The organism is Spirosoma soli (assembly GCF_042684525.1).
Taxonomy (GTDB): Bacteria; Bacteroidota; Bacteroidia; order Cytophagales; family Spirosomataceae; genus Spirosoma; species Spirosoma soli.
Genome location: NZ_JBHULN010000003.1, coordinates 268,636 through 288,065, shown reverse-complemented (window position 1 = coordinate 288,065; position 19,430 = coordinate 268,636). Strand labels below are relative to the sequence as shown.

General features: G+C 51.8%; 13 protein-coding genes. 11 read left to right on the top strand and 2 right to left on the bottom strand.

Features of this window, described 5'->3' with window-relative positions; genetic code table 11:
• Positions 1–466 precede the first annotated feature (466 nt).
• The 5 genes from ACFSUS_RS07335 to ACFSUS_RS07315 all read left to right on the top strand — a co-directional run bounded on the left by ACFSUS_RS07335 (position 467) and on the right by ACFSUS_RS07315 (position 8,444).
• Positions 467–1,699, top strand: a complete 1,233-nt coding sequence (locus tag ACFSUS_RS07335) for an efflux RND transporter periplasmic adaptor subunit (protein WP_381521104.1) — start codon at positions 467–469, stop codon at positions 1,697–1,699.
• A gap of 37 nt (positions 1,700–1,736) precedes the next feature.
• Entirely contained in the window at positions 1,737–4,952 is a 3,216-nt protein-coding gene (locus ACFSUS_RS07330; RefSeq protein WP_381521101.1) for an efflux RND transporter permease subunit, read from the top strand.
• 98 nt (positions 4,953–5,050) lie between these two features.
• Positions 5,051–6,502: an efflux transporter outer membrane subunit gene (locus ACFSUS_RS07325; protein WP_381521099.1), complete on the top strand. Its 1,452-nt coding sequence runs from the start codon at positions 5,051–5,053 to the stop codon at positions 6,500–6,502.
• Positions 6,503–6,525: 23 nt separating this feature from the next.
• The gene (locus tag ACFSUS_RS07320; protein WP_381521097.1) at positions 6,526–7,659 is read left to right on the top strand and encodes a sensor histidine kinase; all 1,134 of its coding nucleotides are present in this window, start codon (positions 6,526–6,528) and stop codon (positions 7,657–7,659) included.
• On the top strand, positions 7,656–8,444 hold the full coding sequence (locus ACFSUS_RS07315) for a LytR/AlgR family response regulator transcription factor (RefSeq protein ID WP_381521096.1): 789 nt from the start codon (positions 7,656–7,658) through the stop codon (positions 8,442–8,444). The genes ACFSUS_RS07320 and ACFSUS_RS07315 overlap by 4 nt, the downstream gene beginning before the upstream one ends.
• 417 nt (positions 8,445–8,861) lie before the next feature.
• Here the strand turns inward: ACFSUS_RS07315 and ACFSUS_RS07310 are convergent, their stop codons facing one another.
• Positions 8,862–10,556, bottom strand: coding sequence for a TlpA family protein disulfide reductase (locus ACFSUS_RS07310; protein WP_381521094.1), 1,695 nt, complete (start codon positions 10,554–10,556; stop codon positions 8,862–8,864).
• Positions 10,557–11,049: 493 nt separating this feature from the next.
• Here ACFSUS_RS07310 and ACFSUS_RS07305 point away from each other — a divergent pair, with 493 nt between their 5' ends.
• The 6 genes from ACFSUS_RS07305 to ACFSUS_RS07280 all read left to right on the top strand — a co-directional run bounded on the left by ACFSUS_RS07305 (position 11,050) and on the right by ACFSUS_RS07280 (position 17,793).
• Positions 11,050–11,457, top strand: a complete 408-nt coding sequence (locus tag ACFSUS_RS07305; protein ID WP_381521093.1) for a PadR family transcriptional regulator — start codon at positions 11,050–11,052, stop codon at positions 11,455–11,457.
• Positions 11,458–11,478: 21 nt separating this feature from the next.
• Positions 11,479–14,022, top strand: coding sequence for a PspC domain-containing protein (locus tag ACFSUS_RS07300; protein ID WP_381521091.1), 2,544 nt, complete (start codon positions 11,479–11,481; stop codon positions 14,020–14,022).
• A 357-nt stretch (positions 14,023–14,379) separates the two neighbouring features.
• Complete coding sequence (locus ACFSUS_RS07295; protein ID WP_381521089.1) at positions 14,380–14,796, top strand: hypothetical protein; 417 nt, start codon at positions 14,380–14,382, stop codon at positions 14,794–14,796.
• 23 nt (positions 14,797–14,819) lie between these two features.
• Positions 14,820–15,086, top strand: coding sequence for a T9SS type A sorting domain-containing protein (locus ACFSUS_RS07290; protein WP_381521088.1), 267 nt, complete (start codon positions 14,820–14,822; stop codon positions 15,084–15,086).
• 126 nt (positions 15,087–15,212) lie between these two features.
• Entirely contained in the window at positions 15,213–15,818 is a 606-nt protein-coding gene (locus ACFSUS_RS07285; protein ID WP_381521086.1) for a hypothetical protein, read from the top strand.
• 145 nt (positions 15,819–15,963) lie between these two features.
• Positions 15,964–17,793, top strand: coding sequence for a glycoside hydrolase family 15 protein (locus ACFSUS_RS07280; protein WP_381521084.1), 1,830 nt, complete (start codon positions 15,964–15,966; stop codon positions 17,791–17,793).
• Between the two features lie 152 nt (positions 17,794–17,945).
• Here ACFSUS_RS07280 and ACFSUS_RS07275 read toward each other — a convergent pair whose 3' ends face one another.
• Positions 17,946–19,424: a RagB/SusD family nutrient uptake outer membrane protein gene (locus ACFSUS_RS07275; RefSeq protein WP_381521082.1), complete on the bottom strand. Its 1,479-nt coding sequence runs from the start codon at positions 19,422–19,424 to the stop codon at positions 17,946–17,948.
• Positions 19,425–19,430: the final 6 nt, after the last annotated feature.

The following is a 19,430-nucleotide window of genomic DNA, read 5'->3' as shown; positions in this document are numbered from 1 at the left end:
GAGACAGTTGGGCATAATCAAAAAAGGAGGTGAGGGACCTCTGTCGGCAAATTTCCAACCACCACGGTTGTATCGCACCGGCGAACCGTGCCGTCAAAACGCCAAAGCGGAGTGGGACTGTCTATGTGTGAAAAGTTAACAGGGTATCTAAACAGGAGCAAGCTGTACTGAAATAACCTGTTTAAAGAAAAGCCTCGTCGGTTGAATCTAGACCCGACTTTAACTCACCGAAAAGTGTGCGGGTGATTTCGCCGGTAAACTATCGCAAGTCTACACCGAAACGGCATCGGTGATTGGGCTAATCCTACAGAAAGCCCGGCGGTGTTACGCTGACTGCCTTGAGGCTGACTCCCCCTTCTGCCGCCTAATTCGTCGCTTCCGCTCCTGAAATTACGGTCTCTGCAACATTCTGTTGTCGACGTGCTACTCACAGAAAATCTTTGTGGAGTATTAACGACCTGACATCATGAAGTTTACCGGAAAATCCTCAACGTTGACATTTTCTCCGCCTTGGCCGGCGGTAGCGGGGCTAGCCGTAAGTCTGTTGCTGGCGGACTGCACAGGCAACGACAAGCAAAAAGAGGGCGGTAGTCCCGACGGTCCGGGTGGTGCGCCACAGGGACCCAAAGCCTACGCCGTGATGACAGTGCAACCTCAGCGCACTACCCTATTTACCGACGTGCCTGCCACCGTGCAGGGGACGCAGAACGTCGATATTCGCCCGAAAGTCGATGGTTACATCGAGGCTATTTATGTCGATGAAGGAGCTACCGTCCGGAAAGGGCAACGCATGTTCCGGCTCAACGCACCCCAGTACGCGCAAGATGTGATTACCGCGCAGGCGGCCATTCGCACCGCCCAAGCCGACGTGAATACGGCACAGATGGCGGTAGAGAAAGTGCGGCCCTTAGTCGAGAAGGAGATCGTCAGCGACTACCAGTTAAAGACGGCGCAGTTTACCCTCGAATCAAAACAGGCCGCTCTGGCGCAGGCCAACGCCACCCTCGCCAACGCCCGTACTAACCTGGGCTACACGCTGATTACCAGCCCCGTGGATGGGGTGGTGGGGTCAATTCCGTACCGCATCGGCAACCTCATAACGGCCAGCACCACCAGTCCGCTCACCACCGTTACCAGCATCAGCCGGGTCTACGCCTATTTCGCCCTGAACGAAAAGCAACTGCTGACCATCACCCGCACCAACGGCAACGGCACGCTCCAGCAGAAACTGGCCCGGATGCCCGACGTGTCGCTGGTGCTGGCCGATGGGTCGGTCTACAACCACAAAGGCCGGGTCGAGACCGCCGTGGGGCAGATCAACACCGAGACGGGGTCGAGCAATTTCCGGGCAACGTTTTCCAACCCGGAGTCGCTGCTGCGAAGTGGCAGTAGTGGCCTGGTGCGCACCCCGCAGCCGATTGATTCCGCGCTGGTGGTGCCCCAGCGTGCTACGTACGAACTCCAGGGCAAACGGTTTCTGTACGTAGTGAGCCGCGACAGCGTGGCCAAAAGCAGGGAGGTTCTTGTGGCTCCTACGCCCGATGGCCAGTCGTTTGTGGTGCAGAAAGGGCTGACCGCTGGCGACCGGGTCGTGACCGAAGGAGCCAGTGAACTCCGCGACGGCACCAAAATTATTCCCCGCACTGGCATAGCCAACCCACCAACTACCCAAGGCCAGAAGCAGGTAGCCGGGCGGTAGGTTTCTGTCTCTTCGGTTCACTCAACCAGTAATCATCATGTTCAAACTATTCATCGAGCGACCGGTCTTATCAACGGTTATCTCCATACTTATCGTCATTCTGGGTGTGCTGGGGCTGGTTTCGCTGCCCATCTCTCAGTACCCCGACATTGCTCCGCCAACCGTTCAGGTATCGGCGTCCTACACGGGAGCCAACGCCGACGTGGTGCTCAAGAGCGTCGTGGTGCCGCTGGAAGAGCAGATCAACGGCGTCGAAAATATGACCTATATGACCTCTACGGCTACCAACGAAGGAGCTGGTACCATTACGGTCTATTTTAAAGTAGGAACTAACCCCGATCTGGCGGCCGTGAACGTGCAGAATCGCGTGAGCCGTGCCACCAGCCTGCTGCCCGCCGAGGTCACGCAGGCGGGCGTGACCGTGACGAAAAGCCAGAGCAGCAACCTGCTGATTTTTTCGCTCAACAGTAGCAACCCAGCCTACGACCAAACGTTTTTGCAGAACTACGCCAAGATTAATCTGATTCCGCAGTTGCAGCGCGTCACCGGCGTGGGGTCGGCCAACGCGTTCGGCTCCCGCGATTATGCCATGCGCATCTGGCTCAAGCCGGATGTGATGGCGGCTTACAAGCTGGTGCCATCCGACGTGACCGTCCTGCTGGCGGAGCAGAACATCGAGGCTGCGCCCGGCAAATTCGGCGAAAACAGCGATCAGTCGTTTCAGTACATCATGAAGTATAAGGGCCGGTTGCAGGATACGACCGAGTTTGGCAACATGATTGTCAAGTCGGTGGGTAACGGGCAGCTACTGCGGCTGAAAGACGTGGCCCGGATCGAACTAGGGGCGCAGAGCTACGCTGGCCAGAATGAAACCAACGGCCAACCGGCGGTGGGTATTGCCATTGCCCAGACGGCCGGTTCCAACGCCAGCGAGATCATCAACGACGCAAAAGCGATTCTGGTCCAGGCCGCCGAATCGTTCCCGGCGGGCGTTAACTATACCGTACTGGTCGATGCCAACGAGTTTCTGGATGCCAGTATCGACAAGGTAATCGAAACACTGCTTATCGCCTTCGTACTGGTGATTCTGGTGGTGCTGCTCTTTTTGCAGGACTGGCGTTCGACGCTTATTCCGGCCATTTCGGTGCCGGTCGCCATCGTCGGTACGTTTTTCTTTCTGAACCTGTTCGGCTATACCATCAACCTGCTGACCTTGTTTGCCTTGGTACTGGCCATCGGGATTGTGGTCGATGACGCGATTGTGGTGGTTGAGGCCGTTCACGCCAAATTGGATACGGGCTACCAATCGGCTCGAAAAGCTGCCGTCGACACCATGAGCGACATCTCCGGGGTCATCATCTCAATCACGCTGGTAATGGCGGCCGTGTTTGTGCCGGTCACGTTTATCACCGGTTCGTCGGGCGTATTTTACCAGCAGTTCGGGCTGACGCTGGCGGTCGCTATCATCATCTCGGCCGTCAATGCCCTCACGCTCAGCCCCGCACTCTGCGCCCTGTTGCTCAAACCCCATGTCGACGGGCACGATGACACCCGCCAACCGAAAAATCTCGTAGCCCGCTTCAACACCGCTTTCAACACCGGCTTCGATGCCATGACGGGAAAATACAAACGGGCGGTTCATCTTCTCACCGTCCGCCCCTGGCTGACGGCGGGAATCGTGGCCGTGTTTGGCGGATCGTTGTATTGGCTGATGAGCACCACCCCTTCGTCTTTTGTGCCGAATGAAGATCAGGGCACTATCTTTGCCCTCATCAGCCTGCCCCCGGCTTCGTCGATGGAACGAACGGCTGCCATTACAGATCAGGTCGACAGCATAGCCCACACGATTCCGGCGGTCGCTAACACGTTGCGCATCGTGGGTCAGAATTTCATAGCCGGTACGGGCAGTGCCTACAGCATGGTCATCATCAAAGCCAAACTCTGGGACGAGCGGCCGGACGAACCCCTGGCGCGCATCATCGCCGAAATCATGGGCAAGACGAGCAGTATTCGCGGGGCCAGCATTTTCTGCATCTCGCCCCCTACGGTGTCGGGCTTTGGCACCAGTGGTGGTTTCGAGTTTCAGATTCAGGATAAGTCGGGCGGTACCTCCGCCCAGCTTTACAAAGTAAGCCAGACGTTTCTGGCCGCACTGGCCAAACGCCCCGAAATTCAGTATGCGACTACGGCTTTCAATCCCAACTTCCCGCAGTATCAGCTTGATGTCAATGTGGCTAAGTGCAAGGAAGCGGGCGTAGCGGTAAACGCGGTGCTCGGAGCCATGCAGGGCTACTATGGCGGGCTATATGCCTCGAACTTCAACCAGTTTGGCAAGCAGTACCGGGTGATGGTGCAGGCCGATTACCGCTACCGCGCCAGTGAGCAGGGCCTGAGTGAAATTTACGTCCGCACGGCCACCAACGCCATGGCCCCCATTAGTGAATTTGTGAGCCTGACACGGGTGTACGGGCCGGAAAGCGTATCGCGATTTAACCTGTTTTCGTCGGCTTCGGTGACAGGTGCCCCCAACCCGGGGTTCAGTTCAGGCGATGCCATCACGGCCATCAGCGAGGTGGCCGCGCAGACCCTGCCGGTCGGCTACGGCTACGAATTTTCGGGTATCACCCGCGAAGAACTCAACAGCGGCAGCCAGACGACTTATATTCTGATACTCTGTATCGTATTCGTCTATTTTCTGCTTAGCGCGCAGTACGAGAGTTATCTTTTGCCGTTTGCGGTGCTGCTATCGCTGCCGATTGGGTTGTCGGGCACGTTTCTGTTCGATAAAATCGCGGGCATCGACAACAATATCTATACCCAGATTTGCCTGATTATGCTGATCGGGTTGCTGGCTAAAAACGCTATCCTGATTGTGGAATACGCCCTTGCCCGACGGCGGGCGGGCATGGATCAGGTAGAAGCGGCCGTATCGGGGGCGGGGGCCCGCTTACGACCCATTCTGATGACGTCGTTCGCATTTATCTGCGGGCTACTGCCACTCATGTTTGCCAGTGGAGCCGGTGCGGTTGGTAACCGGGCTATCGGCACCGGGGCCGTGGGCGGTATGCTGATCGGTACCCTCTGTGGCGTGTTCGTGATTCCGGCCCTGTTTTTTATTTTCCAGAGCCTCCAGGAACGCATCAGCGGCCCACCAAAGCCGGTGGACGACGATGGACAGCCGGTGACCCCAGTTCCCGCTGTGCCGGCGAAACCCATCAGCGTATCGCCAAATGGGGTGAGTGTAAGTCATTAGGTCTTACCTATTCCCCAGTATGTGTCTCACAAGTCAGGGGAGTAGGCAGGATTAATCAAGCATTCGCTCAACCACTCATTTGCTCAAACTATTCAGTTATGAAAACCATACCCATCAAACAGCCCCTCGTCGTGACCGTCCTTAGCTTAACGCTGGCTTCCTGTGCCCTGATGAAGCCTTATAAACAGCCCGACATCACGTCCGACAAACTCTATCGGGGCGTACAGACAGCCGATTCGAGTACGCTGGCCAGCCTGTCGTGGCGCGAGATGTTTACTGATCCGAAGCTGCAACAGCTCATTGAGCAGGGCATAAACAATAACCTGGATCTGAAGATTGCCGTTACGCGGCTGCAAACGGCCCAGGCCAACCTGCAGCAAAGCAGGTTGGCGTTGTTGCCCTCGCTGAGTGTGGGGCCGCAATACACCCGGTCCAAATCATCGTCGGCGCAGATCCGCAGTTTCGGTATCGGCTCTACCTCAACCGGCAGTACAGGCACCACCGAAACCACGACGCTGAGCCTGCCCACCGTCGATATTTACGCGCTGCTGGGCAGTGCTAGTTGGGAAGCCGATATCTGGGGGAAACTGCGCAGCACTAAACGGGCTTACCTGGCTTCACTGCTGCAAAGTGAAGCCTACAAACGGGCCGTGCAAACGCAGCTAATTGCCGACATCGCCACCAATTATTACACCCTGCTGGCCTACGACAAGCAGTTGGCCATTACCGAGCAGACGCTGAAAAACCGGCTGGCCGACGTTGAAACGATGAAAGCGTTGAAGCAGGGCGACGTGGTAACCGGGGCCGATGTGGTGCAGAGCGAAGCCAACCGCTACTCAGCCGAAGTGGCCATCCCTGACCTGAAACGGAGCATCCGCGAAACCGAAAACGCCCTGAGTATTTTGCTATCGACCGAACCCGACAGCATTCTGCGCACCCGGCTCGATGACCAGCACCCGGTTACCTCGCTGCAAACGGGCCTGCCGGCACAGTTGCTGGCCAACCGGCCCGACGTGCAGCAGGCCGAGCTATCGTTCCGCAATGCTTTTGAGTTGACCAACGTGGCCCGAACGTATTTTTACCCCTCGCTCATCATCACCGGATCGGCGGGCTGGGCTACGGCCAGTACGCTGAAAGGGTTTTTCGACGGTACGTTTTATGGTAGTCTGGTGGCCGGTCTGACGCAGCCCATCTTCAACAAGGGGCTGAACACCCAGCGGCTGCGGACCGCCGAAAATACGCAGGCCGAAGCGTTTTACACCTTTCAGTCGACGGTGCTGACGGCGGGGCAGGAGGTCTCGAATGCATTATATTCCTACCAGATGGCGGTCGAAAAGTCGGGTTCGCGCCAACTTCAGTTACAATCGCTGGAAAAAGCAGTAGATTTCACAAAAGAACTGCTCAGGTACACCACCTCTACCAACTACAACGACGTGTTGACTTCGGAGCAAAACCTGTTGACGGCGCAGCTCAACGGCGTAAACGACCGGCTGCAGCAGCTCTTGGCCACTGTTACGCTGTACCGCGCACTGGGGGGCGGCTGGCGGTAAAATAATTCGTTAATGACTTTGCTATGACCGTTTACCGGCTAACTTTTTTCCAGAGTGTGCAATCGGCACTGGGCGTACTGGCGATGTATTTTCCCATCACCCTGTTTGTGAACCTGCCCGCCTATACGCTGTCGTTCCTGCGGGCAGAAGCACCGTTTTTGCTGATGCTGGGGCTGATAAACGGCCTGATTTTTTTGGGCTGGATTCTGCTCAACGAACACGGGCTGGACTGGGTAACGGCCAATCTGGGCGATAAATTTTTTACGGACTACCGGGTTGCCGTGCAGTTGCTGGTTTTATTCGGTTCCTGCCTGGCCGGTATTTTACTGGCTAATTTATCGGAACTGCTGTTCGAAATGGCTCAGCGCACGCCTACTTTCGTCAACCAGGTTACGGTTCCCAAACAGGTGAATGGGATTACACTGCCCTTGATTGATCCCGGGGCCTATCACCGCCGGGCCAACATTGGCCTCAACATCGTAATTCTGTTTTCTATCTTTTATATCGCAGCCAACCGCCGGGTGGTCCAACGTCTGCGAGACAATCAGATTCAAACTGAGCGGTTGGGGAAAGAAACGGTGCTGGCGCAGTTTGCCGCCCTCAAAAGTCAGGTTAGCCCCCATTTTCTGTTCAACAGCCTAAGTATTCTTTCGTCGCTGGTACACGTAGACCCTGACCTGTCGGAGCAGTTTATCGACAAACTTTCCCGGGCTTATCGCTACATTCTCGAACAGAAAGACAACGACCGCATCGACCTGCGCACTGAATTGACTTTTCTCGAATCGTACACTTTTTTGCTCAAGATCCGCTTCGAGAGCGGCTTCGACGTGCGGGTTGACGCTGATGTCGATTTGACCAAACGCTATCAGATTGCGCCCCTGACCCTGCAACTGCTGATCGAGAACGCGGTGAAACACAACCGGATGAGTCCCGAGGAACCGCTGACGGTATACATTGAACAGGAAGCTGATTGCCTGGTGGTCAGCAATGACCTGCGCCCCCGCGAGCAGTTGGGACCGTCGACCGGCGTGGGCCTGCAAAACATCATCAACCGCTACAGGCTGCTCACCGACCGGGCGGTTTGGGTCGGCCAGGAGCAGGGGCGGTTCGTTGTCAAAATTCCACTTCTTACTCACCCATTTACCATTATACCATGAACGTAGTCCTCATTGAAGACGAGCGGCTGACGGCCCAGCGGCTGGAAAGCCTGCTCCACAAATACGACCCCACCATCGCGGTGGTAGCGACGCTGCCGTCGGTCGAAAAGGCCGTGGCCTGGTTTGGGCAACCCGTGTTGCCCGCCGTCGATCTGGTGTTCATGGACATTCATCTACAGGACGGCCTGGGCTTCCGCATCATTCAGCAGACGGGCCTGACCACCCCGATTATTTTCACGACCGCCTACGACGAATACATGGTGCAGGCGTTTAAGGTCAACAGCATCGACTACCTGCTCAAACCCATTAACTACGCCGAACTGACGGCAGCCATCGACAAGTTTAGGGCCCTACGACTTCAGTTCAGCGCGGCTAACGTCGACAGGTCGGACGTACCCGGACTCGATGCCCTGCTTCGCCTGCTGGATACAGCAAAGGAAACACCTTACAAAGACCGCTTCATGGTTACGGTCGGCCCCAAAATATACAGCGTCGAAACCGCCGACATCGCCTATTTTCTGCTCGAAGAACGGGCCACGTTTCTAGTACCGCACGAAGGGCTGCATCTGCCGATGGACTACAGCCTGGACCGGTTATATCAAATGCTCAACCCCGACCGCTTTTTCCGTGTGAACCGGCAATGGATCGTAGCTCGCCCCGCCATCCGATCCATTGACACTTACTCGGCCACCAAAATCAGGCTGGAACTGCTGCCAAAGCACCGCCACGAAGTATTTGTGAGTACAGAGCGAGTCCAAGAATTCAAGGTTTGGCTGGGGAAATAAGCGTGACTGAGCAAGCAAAATTAAGTTAAACTATTTGGCGAAACCTAAAACCGTATGCCATGGATAGTGCTTGACAGTTGTTAAAATCACCATTCAGTGAAAGCTGACTTTCACTGGTTAGCCCAGCCTCCGTAAACGACGGTCAACGGGCTGAATCTCCTGACTGATCACCTTAATGTGGGTAAAATTGGATGCTTGGGATGCAGCATGCGGCACTAAGACTGATTAACCGGCTTCCCAAGATGAACGACAGTTATACTCTTTTCTTATTCGATGACCAGCCAATGCTGAATATTCATGAACGTTTCTCCGTCTCAGTTAAGAGGGTTATGTGAGAATGAGTTAATCTGCGCTTACAAGCTCACTTTTAGTAGGTGTAGATGTTAGACCCTGACAGACTTCATACGCTTCACCCGTTTACTTTAGCAGTGCCGCCAAGTCTTCCTTGCCTTTTATCACTGATAGCCACGTGATAGCCCCTGGCTTATAGACCCCCTTTTGATCGATGAAGGCATACCCTGGGTAACCCCTGAAAGAGAACAACTCCCCCAGTTTCGCATCTAGTGCTTCATCAATGAAAAAGTGAATACCTGGCAGTTTTAACTCCGCTATTTTTCGTTTCCACTTGTCCTCGTCTGAACCTTGAGCTGTACAAACATAGACAAATACTATCGGTAGGTCTTTAGCGTCCTGCTGCAGTTTTTTACTGTGCGGCATTTCTTGTAAGCAGGGCGCACACCAGGTTGCCCACCGGTCAAGGACGATGGCCTTCCCGGCAAAACTCTGCCTGAGCCTGGCTAGAAAATCCGCCCCGCTCATGCTCGAGAGCTTGTACAGCGTTGCCCCAAAATCAGTTTGCTGTAAAGGGCTTCCGAAACCGGCTGCAGTGGGTGAATTTCCCGAAGTGGCCAATGCCCTATTCACCGAGGCTAGCTGCTCAACAGCATGATCATATTCTTTCTGGGCTATCACCTTACACCAGCGAGTAGTCATACTGGGCAGGATCTGTTCCAGGGCCGCTTTCTGTTCGGCAATATCCTTACTGTCATTCAACTGCAACTTCATGATGTCGGCTCTAGAGGGGGAATAGAGACTATCCAGCCAATGAATCCCTCGAGCAATCCTCCGATCCTGGTGCAATTTTCGCATTCGTGGCTCCAACTGTTTTTTCCACTGGGCCCGATGGGCAGGTGCGGGCGAAAGCGTTTCCGTACTCCGTAAGGAATCAATGGCGGCCTTTTCCGACTCCGTTAGATCGGACAAATGGACCACGTCTCTCCAACTGACAATCATTCGATTGGGGGGGAGCTGGCGAAAATAAGCAGACAAGTACATGTAAAAGACCCAGCTGCTATTGGATCGTAGGTAGGTCTTATGCGCCTTGATTTGATCGAAAAGAGCCGCTTCCATTGCATGCCCTCCCCGGTAATGAAGACAAATCTGGCTATAAAACTCGGACAGGCGCTCATTCTCGAGTAGCCAGGCGTAGGGAGACGGATGAGTAGCGACAAACTCAGCCTGAATCGTTTCCAGGGTGTCGGAAATAGAGGTGAAAGCGGCCAGCGCTTCGGTCTCCACCGGGTGTTGGGACTGGCGAACCTGCCGCATGCGAGAAGAAAGGGCCAGTTTGTCAGCCCGCTTGAAGAGAATATACTCATTCATGTACTCGTTTAGTGGCCCATCTTCGCCCAGATACCGCACGCCGTCTGCCTTAAAAGCAAGCTCCTTTCCGGCTGCTTTTAGTTTGGGTACGTCTAACTCGACATAAAGCTGTTTATTGGCGTACAAACCAGTATAAAACAGCTCGCCAACGTGTACCCAGATCTGCTGGTAAGGCAGCGGATAGTCCAGTTCCAGTTGAAAGCTTCCGTCCGCGGCTAACTGAGCAGTTTTCGTTTTCTGTCCTAAAAGTGTAACGGGCGTATAGGTAATGGTCGTTTCCTTTATTTCCTGTGGGCTTACGTGGAGGAGTTTACCGGTGACCTGGGGTATTGCCCGTTGGACAAACTGAGCATCAAATTGGGGGTCTTCGATAGCGACAACGCCAACCGGTTGTGCAAGGCTGGTAACAACAGTGATGAGTAAAATCCAACTTGTGATACAGGCTTTCATACAATTAGTGAGCTTAGGGTTATTAAATATAAGGAAAATCAGTGCAACCCTAAGTACATAATCCATCTCACGAAGTCCCCAGTTTAACCGACGCTCGCTGGGCTTGGTGTGTCGCTGTCAATTTGAGCTACAAAACTGCTTTAAGTTATCTTCTTATGAATTTACGTCTCACTTATGAGGTTGTGAATGAATGGGTTAGGCAAAACTATGTTGACCTATATATCTTGCCGTATCCCGCAAATGACCGCAACAATAGATTTTGAAACTAGGGTGATTGGCAAATAGCTTGGTTGTGTTATGAGTCGGTAAACAAAAAATGTTAAGATCATTCTTGACTCTTAACGCAGTTCATTCACAGTTGTACTCACAACCACTCATCAGTTTATTTCAACCACTAGTCCATAAATAAACGAAATAATTATAAGGTACCTTGCATCGCATAGTACCTTTCTGTACATTTGATCCAAGAAATTAACGAAACAGCCGTACACCAATGAATATCGAAAACGCTCAGGTGCAGATGCGAAAGGGCATACTGGAATTCTGCATTCTGCATATCATATCGCGGGGCGAAATATATGCCTCCGATATGCTTGACGAGCTAACCTCCGCCCGTATCATGGTTGTAGAAGGTACGCTTTACCCTTTATTGACCCGGCTCAAAAACGCTGGCTTGCTCGATTACAAATGGGTAGAATCTACCTCCGGACCACCGCGTAAATACTACATTCTGACCGAGCTGGGTCGAAATTCGTTGGATGCCCTGAACGAAACTTGGCAGGAATTGGCAGAGTCAGTAAATTCCATCATTGGAAAGACCGACCAGCATAGAAAGCCCGCTAATGGCTCTGCCACTGTTTCACCCGCACCCGATCCTGCTAATCCTTCAACCAACGCTTAACCTATTCTCTTTTCTACAGCCATGAAAAAGACCATCAGCATAAATATTAGTGGAGTCATCTTCCATATCGAAGAAGATGGCTACGATAAACTGAAAAACTACCTGACATCGGTGCAGCAGTACTTCTCTACGTACGAAGACAGTCAGGAGATTGTGACCGACATCGAGAACCGGATTGCCGAGAAACTCCTCGCCAAACTGAAAGCCGCTGATAAGCAGGCTGTTTCGTTAGAAGATGTCAATGAGCTGGTTGCGGCCATGGGAACCGTCGCCGATTTCGAAGCCGTTGAGGAAGAAGAGGTGCTGGTAGCCGGTGGCGGACGTAACTCAGCCTTCAGCGAGGGGCCGGGCACCGGAAGCAAAGGGTTCGCGGGCACCCAAAACGTAGGAGGTACTCCTCCGCCTTATAGATCAAACCCCGCGGCCGAACCTCGCCGACTCGTTCGTGACCTGCGCCGGAAAACGTTGGGGGGCGTGGCGGCCGGATTAGCCTACTACTTCAACATGGACGTAGTCTGGGTACGGCTCATTTTCGTAACCTTATTCGTTGGCTTGCCATCGCTGGCCGGTGCTACGAACGGACCCGACGAATTCTTTGGATCTGTCAGCGGCTTTACGCTCTTCGCCTATATCGCTATGTGGATTGCCTTGCCTGGCGTGGTGACCATAGAAGAAGACAAAACGGTTAAGAAGTTTTTTCGGAACCCCGACGACAAAGTGCTAGGGGGCGTGGCATCTGGTATCGCTTCGTATTTCGGGGTCGACACGGGCGTTATTCGGTTGTTGTTCGTGTTGGGTATTGTGGTCTTCGGCGTAGGTTTTCTGCTCTATTTGGTACTGTGGATTATTTCGCCCCAGGCCAATACGTTGACCGAAAAAATGGAGATGCAGGGCCAACCGATTACGTTGTCGAACATTGAGCACAGTATCAAGCAAAACTTAAATATCAACGAATCGCCTACTAGCGAAAGTACCCTTACCCGGATTCTGCTGTTTCCCTTCCGGGCGATTGCTACCATCATCAGCGGATTAGGTAGCGCACTAGGACCACTTCTGAGCGGGGTCGTATCTATTATTCGGGTGTTCGCTGGTATCCTGATGTTGGTGATAGCCTTTGCTTTCATGATTGTCTGCCTAACTTTTCTGGCAGCCGCTATCGGCTTGTCGTCAACCACCGCGATTGGACCTGGTGGATTTCCGGCCGAGTTGATCCGGTCCGATCTGTCAGTACCGATGGTGCTTTCGGGGTTTGTGGCCGGTATAATTCCCGCGTTTGGATTAGCTATTCTAGGTATTATGCTCATCACTACCCGGAACGTCTTGAGCAGCCGTACTGCACTAACATTAGCCGGGGTTTGGTTGGTGAGCTTAGTAATCTTTGGGGGTACGACTGCGCCGTTGATCAACAGCTTCCAGCGCCGGGCAACCGTTGAAGAAAATAAAGTACTCAACGTACCCGCGGCTGTGCCAACATTTGCCTTAAACGATGTCGACGACGATTACGACAACTGGGACATACGGCCATCTATTGAACTGTTGGGTTATGAGGGGGCTACGTTGAATCTGGTACAGAAATTCAGAGCACAGGGTAGTAACCGGGCCGAAGCGCAGGCCAATGCCCGCCAGACGAAATATGTGTACACTGTCAAAGATTCGGTCGTGCGGTTTGATAACGCGCTTGAGTTGCTGCCCAAGGCGCACTGGCGTGGGCAGGACCTGGACATGGAACTGATGATTCCGTACGAGAAGCCATTCCGTATGACGAAGGATTTCGCCCGCTACATTCGCAATGAGTTCGGTGAGAAAGAGATTGATCGTATGGACGCCAGTCTCTGGAAGTTTACTAAGGTGGACGGGTTGGTTTGTATTAATTTCCCCCGTGAGAAGAACCGGGATGCCGATAGCGAAGATAATGACGTCACCGACCTGACCGACGATGTACAAAATGCCGTGGCCAATGAACTCGGCGATGACTTTGATGACGTTGGGAGCAATACCCGTCAGTTTAACGTCAGCGCTTTCTCGAAGGTAGACGTTGGTGGAGCCTTTGTCGTACGTTTCCGAAAAGGGACTACGTATAAGGTAGTGGCCGACGGACGCGAAGAAGACCTGGAAGACATTGAGGTAAAGGTGAACGGTAGTACACTGGACGTATCGGTTGACCGTAAAGGAATATTCGATTGGGGGAACCGTAACCGCGTTGGCCTGACCATTACTGTCCCATCCATCGACGAGCTGAAGCTGTCGGGAGCGTCGAAGGCTAGCTTAGTTGAGTTCGGAAACTTCAACGACCTCAACATCGACATGAGCGGAGCCTGTCGCACTGTATTTGACGGCGATGTTAAGAACCTGACCATCGGTCTCTCGGGCGCATCAAACGTAGTGCTCCGTGGTCGTGCTACACAGCTGGAGGCCGATCTGACCGGGGCCAGTAAGTTAGACGCTATGGGTATGAGTGTCGATAAGGCCTCGGTTGATGCCAGCGGAGCCAGCCATGCCAATCTGGGTCAGGTTGGTTCGCTCGACTCCGAAACATCGGGCGCCAGTAAAGTGACGCGGCAGTAAGCAAGTTGAATATTAATAAAACGTCGATAATTTCTGAAAGGGTTATCGGCGTTTTTATTTGTGCTACATATTGGTACTCAACAAAAATAAAGAGGAGAAAAGGATGTTGAATTCATCTTGGTTAAGCTCCTGCTTAGTCCTTAAATACTTGTTTAAGTCAATTGTCTAATGATGTCTATATAAATGATGTCTATATACTCATTCCGTGAGGACTAAAATCTATAAATAAGTAGGCTAATTGTACTTTTATGTATACACTTGGGCTGTAAAAAAACATTTTAATAAACATATAATAAATTAGTTATAGTTTGTTAACATTATAATATTCTTTTTGCTGAAAAATAAACCATGTATAAAATGAAACTCCTTTACTTAAAATTCTTCACTTTTACTTTACTTCTGTGCTTAAATTCGATTTTTAGTATAGCCCAAAACGAAGTAAAAATTAGTAAAAAACCGGTCTCCGAGTGCGGGACAACAGAATCCATAGAAGATTATGAGTCTTCGAAAAAAGATGATTATTACGGTAATAATAAAGCATTGATAAAAATTTTACGCAAGTATGGAGCCTCAATTGACACTGCTTACTTCGATAACGTTAAAAAGGGCACAGCCAACACGATTGCCTCGCAATCCTTATTCACTGCATTATCTGGACCTATCAACATGCCCATTAAAGCTTGGGTGCATCGTCGCTCTGATGGTAGCGGAGGCCCATCACAAGCTCAGGTAGAAAAACCTTATTTCCGAACTATAGCTGCGGGGGACGGTTAGCCAATTCTACTACTCAACCAATAGTGGTTGAGGAAACAAAGCAGAATGTAAATCTTAAAGTATACCCTATTCCAACCGAAAATTGGCTGAAGGTATCGTTAACTGTACCTGATAAAGGTTGTTTTCAGTTGAATGTTTACTCTTTGTCCGGCCAATTGAAAATGCCATTATCAAAAATGGACTTCAATGAACAAGTACTTGTTGATGTATCAAGTCTAGCGACAGGGACTTATCTGCTGGAAGCACGTTCGGGAAATAAACGATATTTACGTCGATTCATTAAGCGTTAATTTGAACACTTACTTCAATGCTTGTATAACTCCAAGCTACTAGCGCTAAAAGTTTTCTACGTTACCCAAGGATCGAAGTAAGAATTTATACTGTAAAATAGTAGTCAACTAGCCACTATCCGTTCTATGTGTAAAGTGCTAATCAATAGCAGCAATGGACTTCTTGTCTTATTGTGTATAATAGCTTTAATCAGCGCTTGCTCCGATGAATGTAAGAATCCAAACGATGGTAAGCTAACCCCTGAAGCCAAGTCATGGATGAACATCTACAAGCAAAAACCTTTTTTTGTATTTCGGAACCAAGCCAACCAGCAGGATACTCTAACAATAGAATACAAGGCCGAAACACAATATTGCGGGGGAGAAGAGTGTGGAGCGGCTTGTGAACGGGAACAGGTCATCTTGACATCCCGGTCAAATAGTATGCTTGCAACTACAATTGAAGCTAAAGACAATAACTTAATCGCCGTTTATAACGGCCTTGATACGAACAGGCCGTATGTCGGCTTAGGACTGGCGCAGAAATCTATTTATGCAAAGTCATCGATAATTAAAGCGCAGTACTCAGAAGAGTATCCGTACAACAGTGGCTTAATCACTGTTTTCAAAGCATCCTGTACTGGATCACAAGATTGCACAAGCCTGAATATGCCTCATATTGTTATCTCTAGACAGTATGGTTTATTGGAGTATACAGACAAAGTTGGGAATACATGGATTTTAATCAATTAGGCTTTTAATAACTGAACCCATGCTCGGTTCAGTTATTAAAAGCCTAAGGTCGCTTGCCGGGTTTAATTGAGACAAAACAGACACTGGCTTTTCGGGTTACTCTTACGGACGAATACGGTCCATTTATCAATTCACCCGAAGGATCATGTCTCCAGGTACTTATCAACCCATTGGTAATTATGGCATTATCGGAAATCTACATACCGTTGCCTTAGTCTCAATGGCGGGTTCCATTGACTTTATGTGCTTTACCCGCTTCGATTCGCCGAGTGTTTTTGCGTCGTTACTCGATGCCGAGAAAGGCGGTTTCTTCGACATCAGTCCTCAGATAGACGATGTAGAAACTAAGCAGCTGTACCTGCCCGATACACCCGTGCTGCTGACCCGTTTTCTGTCGGATCAGGGAGTCGCCGAACTAACGGATTTTATGCCGGTAAAAACGGCCGAAACGAACTGCGTGCTCGTCCGCAACGTAGTGGTCACCCGCGGAAAGGTGCCGTTTCGAATGCGTTGCCTGCCCCGGTTCGATTACGCCCGCGCGGAACACCGGGTTGAAGGAGGACCGCATGAAGTTACGTTTACCAGCCTGGCTAATTCGCAATCTTCGTTTCGGCTGATGAGTAACGTGCCATTAGTAATCGACGGTAAGGATGTTTATGCTGAATTTACCTTAGGCGAGAAAGAGCATGCCCATTTCGTAATCGAATCATCGTCCGATGAGGTAAAGCGATCGGTGGACGATGCGTTACACCACTACACAACCACCGGTTTTGACAACACCGTCAATTATTGGAAAACCTGGGTGGGCAAATCGAAATACACCGGCCGCTGGCGTGAGATGGTGAACCGGTCGGCTATGACGCTCAAACTGCTGACCTCGTTCCAGTTTGGTTCTACCGTAGCGGCTCCGACGTTCGGCTTGCCTTCCGTAATCGGCGGTCACCGCAATTGGGACTACCGATACACCTGGATTCGGGATGCGGCCTTTGTTATGTACGCGTTCTTGCGGCTGGGCTACCAGGAGGAAGCATCTGCTTTTATGCAATGGATTGAAAAGGAGTTAGGAGCCATTGATGAAGTTGGTGAAACGTTGCAGTTGATGTACACGCTTGATGGCGAGCGGGAACTGCCCGAGCAGGAACTGAACCATCTGGAAGGGTACCGTCAGTCGGCACCGGTGCGAATTGGTAACGGGGCTTACTCGCAGTTTCAGCTCGACATTTACGGTGAGTTAATGGATTCGATTTACCTGCACGATAAATACCACGGAGCCGTAACCTACTCTTTCTGGCAGAAAATGGAGCCACAAATCGAGTACGTTTGCGACAACTGGCAACGCGCTGATCATGGCATTTGGGAAGTTCGGGGTGAAGAGTGCGAATTCCTGCAATCTCGCCTGATGTGCTGGGTAGCGCTGGACCGGGCCATTAAGGTGGTGGACCATCGGGCGTTTCCGGCACCTGTTGAACGGTGGCGTCAGGTACGTGATGACATTTACCGGGACATCTACACTAATTTCTGGAGCGAGGAAAAGCAGGCTTTTGTGCAGTCTAAAGGCTCGAATACGCTCGATGCTGCGGTACTGCTGATGCCGCTGGTCCGGTTTATTCATCCGCATGAGCCGCGTTGGTTGTCTACACTCGAAGCCATTGAGCAGGAGCTGGTGTCAGATTCGCTGGTGTATCGGTACCGACTCGATAGCGGTGCTCAGGATGGTTTAGAAGGCGAAGAAGGCACATTTTCGATGTGCAGTTTCTGGTACGTCGAATGCCTGTCCAGGGCGGGGCAGGTCGAAAAGGCCAGACTCTTGTTTGAGAAAATGCTGGGTTACGCGAATCATTTGGGCTTATTTGCCGAACAGTTAGGTCGTCGGGGCGAACACCTGGGTAATTTCCCGCAAGCGTTCACGCACCTGGGTCTGATCAGTGCCGCCTTCGACCTGAACCGACGGCTGGATAGTTTTCAGGAATATTAGGAGCTAAAGGGACTTATTCAGGCTTTCACAGAATGACGGTAACTTGACGTATTATCTACTCTGGCAAGGCTACAAAGAACTGCGTCTAAACAACAACGGGCCTGACCGAATGTCTTCGGTCAGGCCCGTTAGGTATTGAAATCAGCAGCTTCTTACAGCGGATTTTGCTTGATGGCCTTGTTCGCGTTTAGCTCCCGGCGAGGAATCAGGAATTCCCACTGGTTATCTCCCGCCTTGACATCGAAAAGTACGACAACGGCGCTGTTCGCGTTAGCGCCATTCCGATTTAGCGGTAGATCCATGCGTTTCAGATCAGTAAAGCGGAAGCCTTCACCCCAGAGCTCGACGCGCCGGTTAAACAGAATCTCATCAATCAGGCCGGTGCCTGTTTTGGTCGAAAGCTTGTAAGATGGGTCACGCTTACTAACCAGGTCAAACAACGTACTGGCCGCTGCGGCCGTATTGCCCAAACGAGCCTGCGCTTCGGCTTCGATCAGGTACATCTCGGCGGCACGCATGTAGGGAATATCGCCCATCGTACTGGTCGATGGTGTCCCCGGCAGCCGAAACTTCTGCGTGATATAGGGTACCCGTACACCACCCGTTGGCACAACTGAATTAGCTGCGGTCGGCGTTTTTACCCACATCTTCGAGCGAACATCCGTCGTCGGAATCTGTTCGTAGAGCGCGCTGTTGATGACTTTGGGGCTCACACGGATGTTTGTGGAGTTAAAATTGCTCGAAATATACGAGTGGAACGCGCCGAAGAACTCCGACTGATCTTCGAGATGATCAAAGCCCCATATCCACTCCGGATTACTAATGTCTGAAAATCCGTCCTGATACTGAGCCACACTCATGAGCGTGAACCCTTTGCGGGCTTCAGCGGCATACTTAGCGGCATCGGCCCAGTTCTGTTGGGTCAGTGCCACCCGTGCCTGAAAGCCTTTGATCACTTCGAGGTTAATGTGCGACTTGAAGGTACGTGTCGAAGTGAGCAGGGTAGCTGCTTCGGCCAAATCTTTGTTAATCTGCGCGTAAACCTCTTCTACAGTAGCGCGGGGTAAGCCTTCGGTCGTGGGGGCCAGTACCAGCGGTACGCCGAGTTGACTATTCGGTTTAGCCGCGGCATCATACCGTTTGCCGTACAACTGCACCAGATTAAAATACGAGAAAGCCCGTAGTCCCAGCGCTTCGCCTTTGATTTGGTTACGTTCGGCCTGAGTACCGGCGGCATTGCCGATGTTCGCAATGGCAATATTCGCGTTACCAATAATCCGGTAATACATCCGGTAAGGCATTTCATCGCCAACCGAAGTTTCTGAACGGTGCGCTTGCCAGCGGGTTTCAGTAAGATGCCAGGTATTCGACGTATTGCTGATCAACACATCTTCACCCAGTACATCCAGAATGATCATCATGGCCGGATGGCCAAAATGCCCCTGAGAGTCTAAGTATCGCACTACCATGGCCCGGTAGATACCGTTAATGGCCGCTGTCGCGTTTTTAGTGGTGGCATAGGCAGCGCCAGCGTCGACGCTACCTGTGGGAGATGTTTCCAGGTACTCTTGTTCACAAGCGGTTGTGAGCAGGCCAAGGGCCATGAGGAGGGTTAAATATCTTTTTTTCATGAGTTG

Coding starts and splice junctions, on each gene's coding strand:
- ACFSUS_RS07285 (WP_381521086.1), top strand. CDS start 15,213: ATGTGTAAAGTGCTAATCAATAGCAGCAATGGACTTCTTGTCTTATTG.
- ACFSUS_RS07280 (WP_381521084.1), top strand. CDS start 15,964: ATGTCTCCAGGTACTTATCAACCCATTGGTAATTATGGCATTATCGGA.
- ACFSUS_RS07325 (WP_381521099.1), top strand. CDS start 5,051: ATGAAAACCATACCCATCAAACAGCCCCTCGTCGTGACCGTCCTTAGC.
- ACFSUS_RS07275 (WP_381521082.1), bottom strand. CDS start 19,424: ATGAAAAAAAGATATTTAACCCTCCTCATGGCCCTTGGCCTGCTCACA.
- ACFSUS_RS07305 (WP_381521093.1), top strand. CDS start 11,050: ATGAATATCGAAAACGCTCAGGTGCAGATGCGAAAGGGCATACTGGAA.
- ACFSUS_RS07315 (WP_381521096.1), top strand. CDS start 7,656: ATGAACGTAGTCCTCATTGAAGACGAGCGGCTGACGGCCCAGCGGCTG.
- ACFSUS_RS07310 (WP_381521094.1), bottom strand. CDS start 10,556: ATGAAAGCCTGTATCACAAGTTGGATTTTACTCATCACTGTTGTTACC.
- ACFSUS_RS07300 (WP_381521091.1), top strand. CDS start 11,479: ATGAAAAAGACCATCAGCATAAATATTAGTGGAGTCATCTTCCATATC.
- ACFSUS_RS07320 (WP_381521097.1), top strand. CDS start 6,526: ATGACCGTTTACCGGCTAACTTTTTTCCAGAGTGTGCAATCGGCACTG.
- ACFSUS_RS07330 (WP_381521101.1), top strand. CDS start 1,737: ATGTTCAAACTATTCATCGAGCGACCGGTCTTATCAACGGTTATCTCC.
- ACFSUS_RS07295 (WP_381521089.1), top strand. CDS start 14,380: ATGAAACTCCTTTACTTAAAATTCTTCACTTTTACTTTACTTCTGTGC.
- ACFSUS_RS07335 (WP_381521104.1), top strand. CDS start 467: ATGAAGTTTACCGGAAAATCCTCAACGTTGACATTTTCTCCGCCTTGG.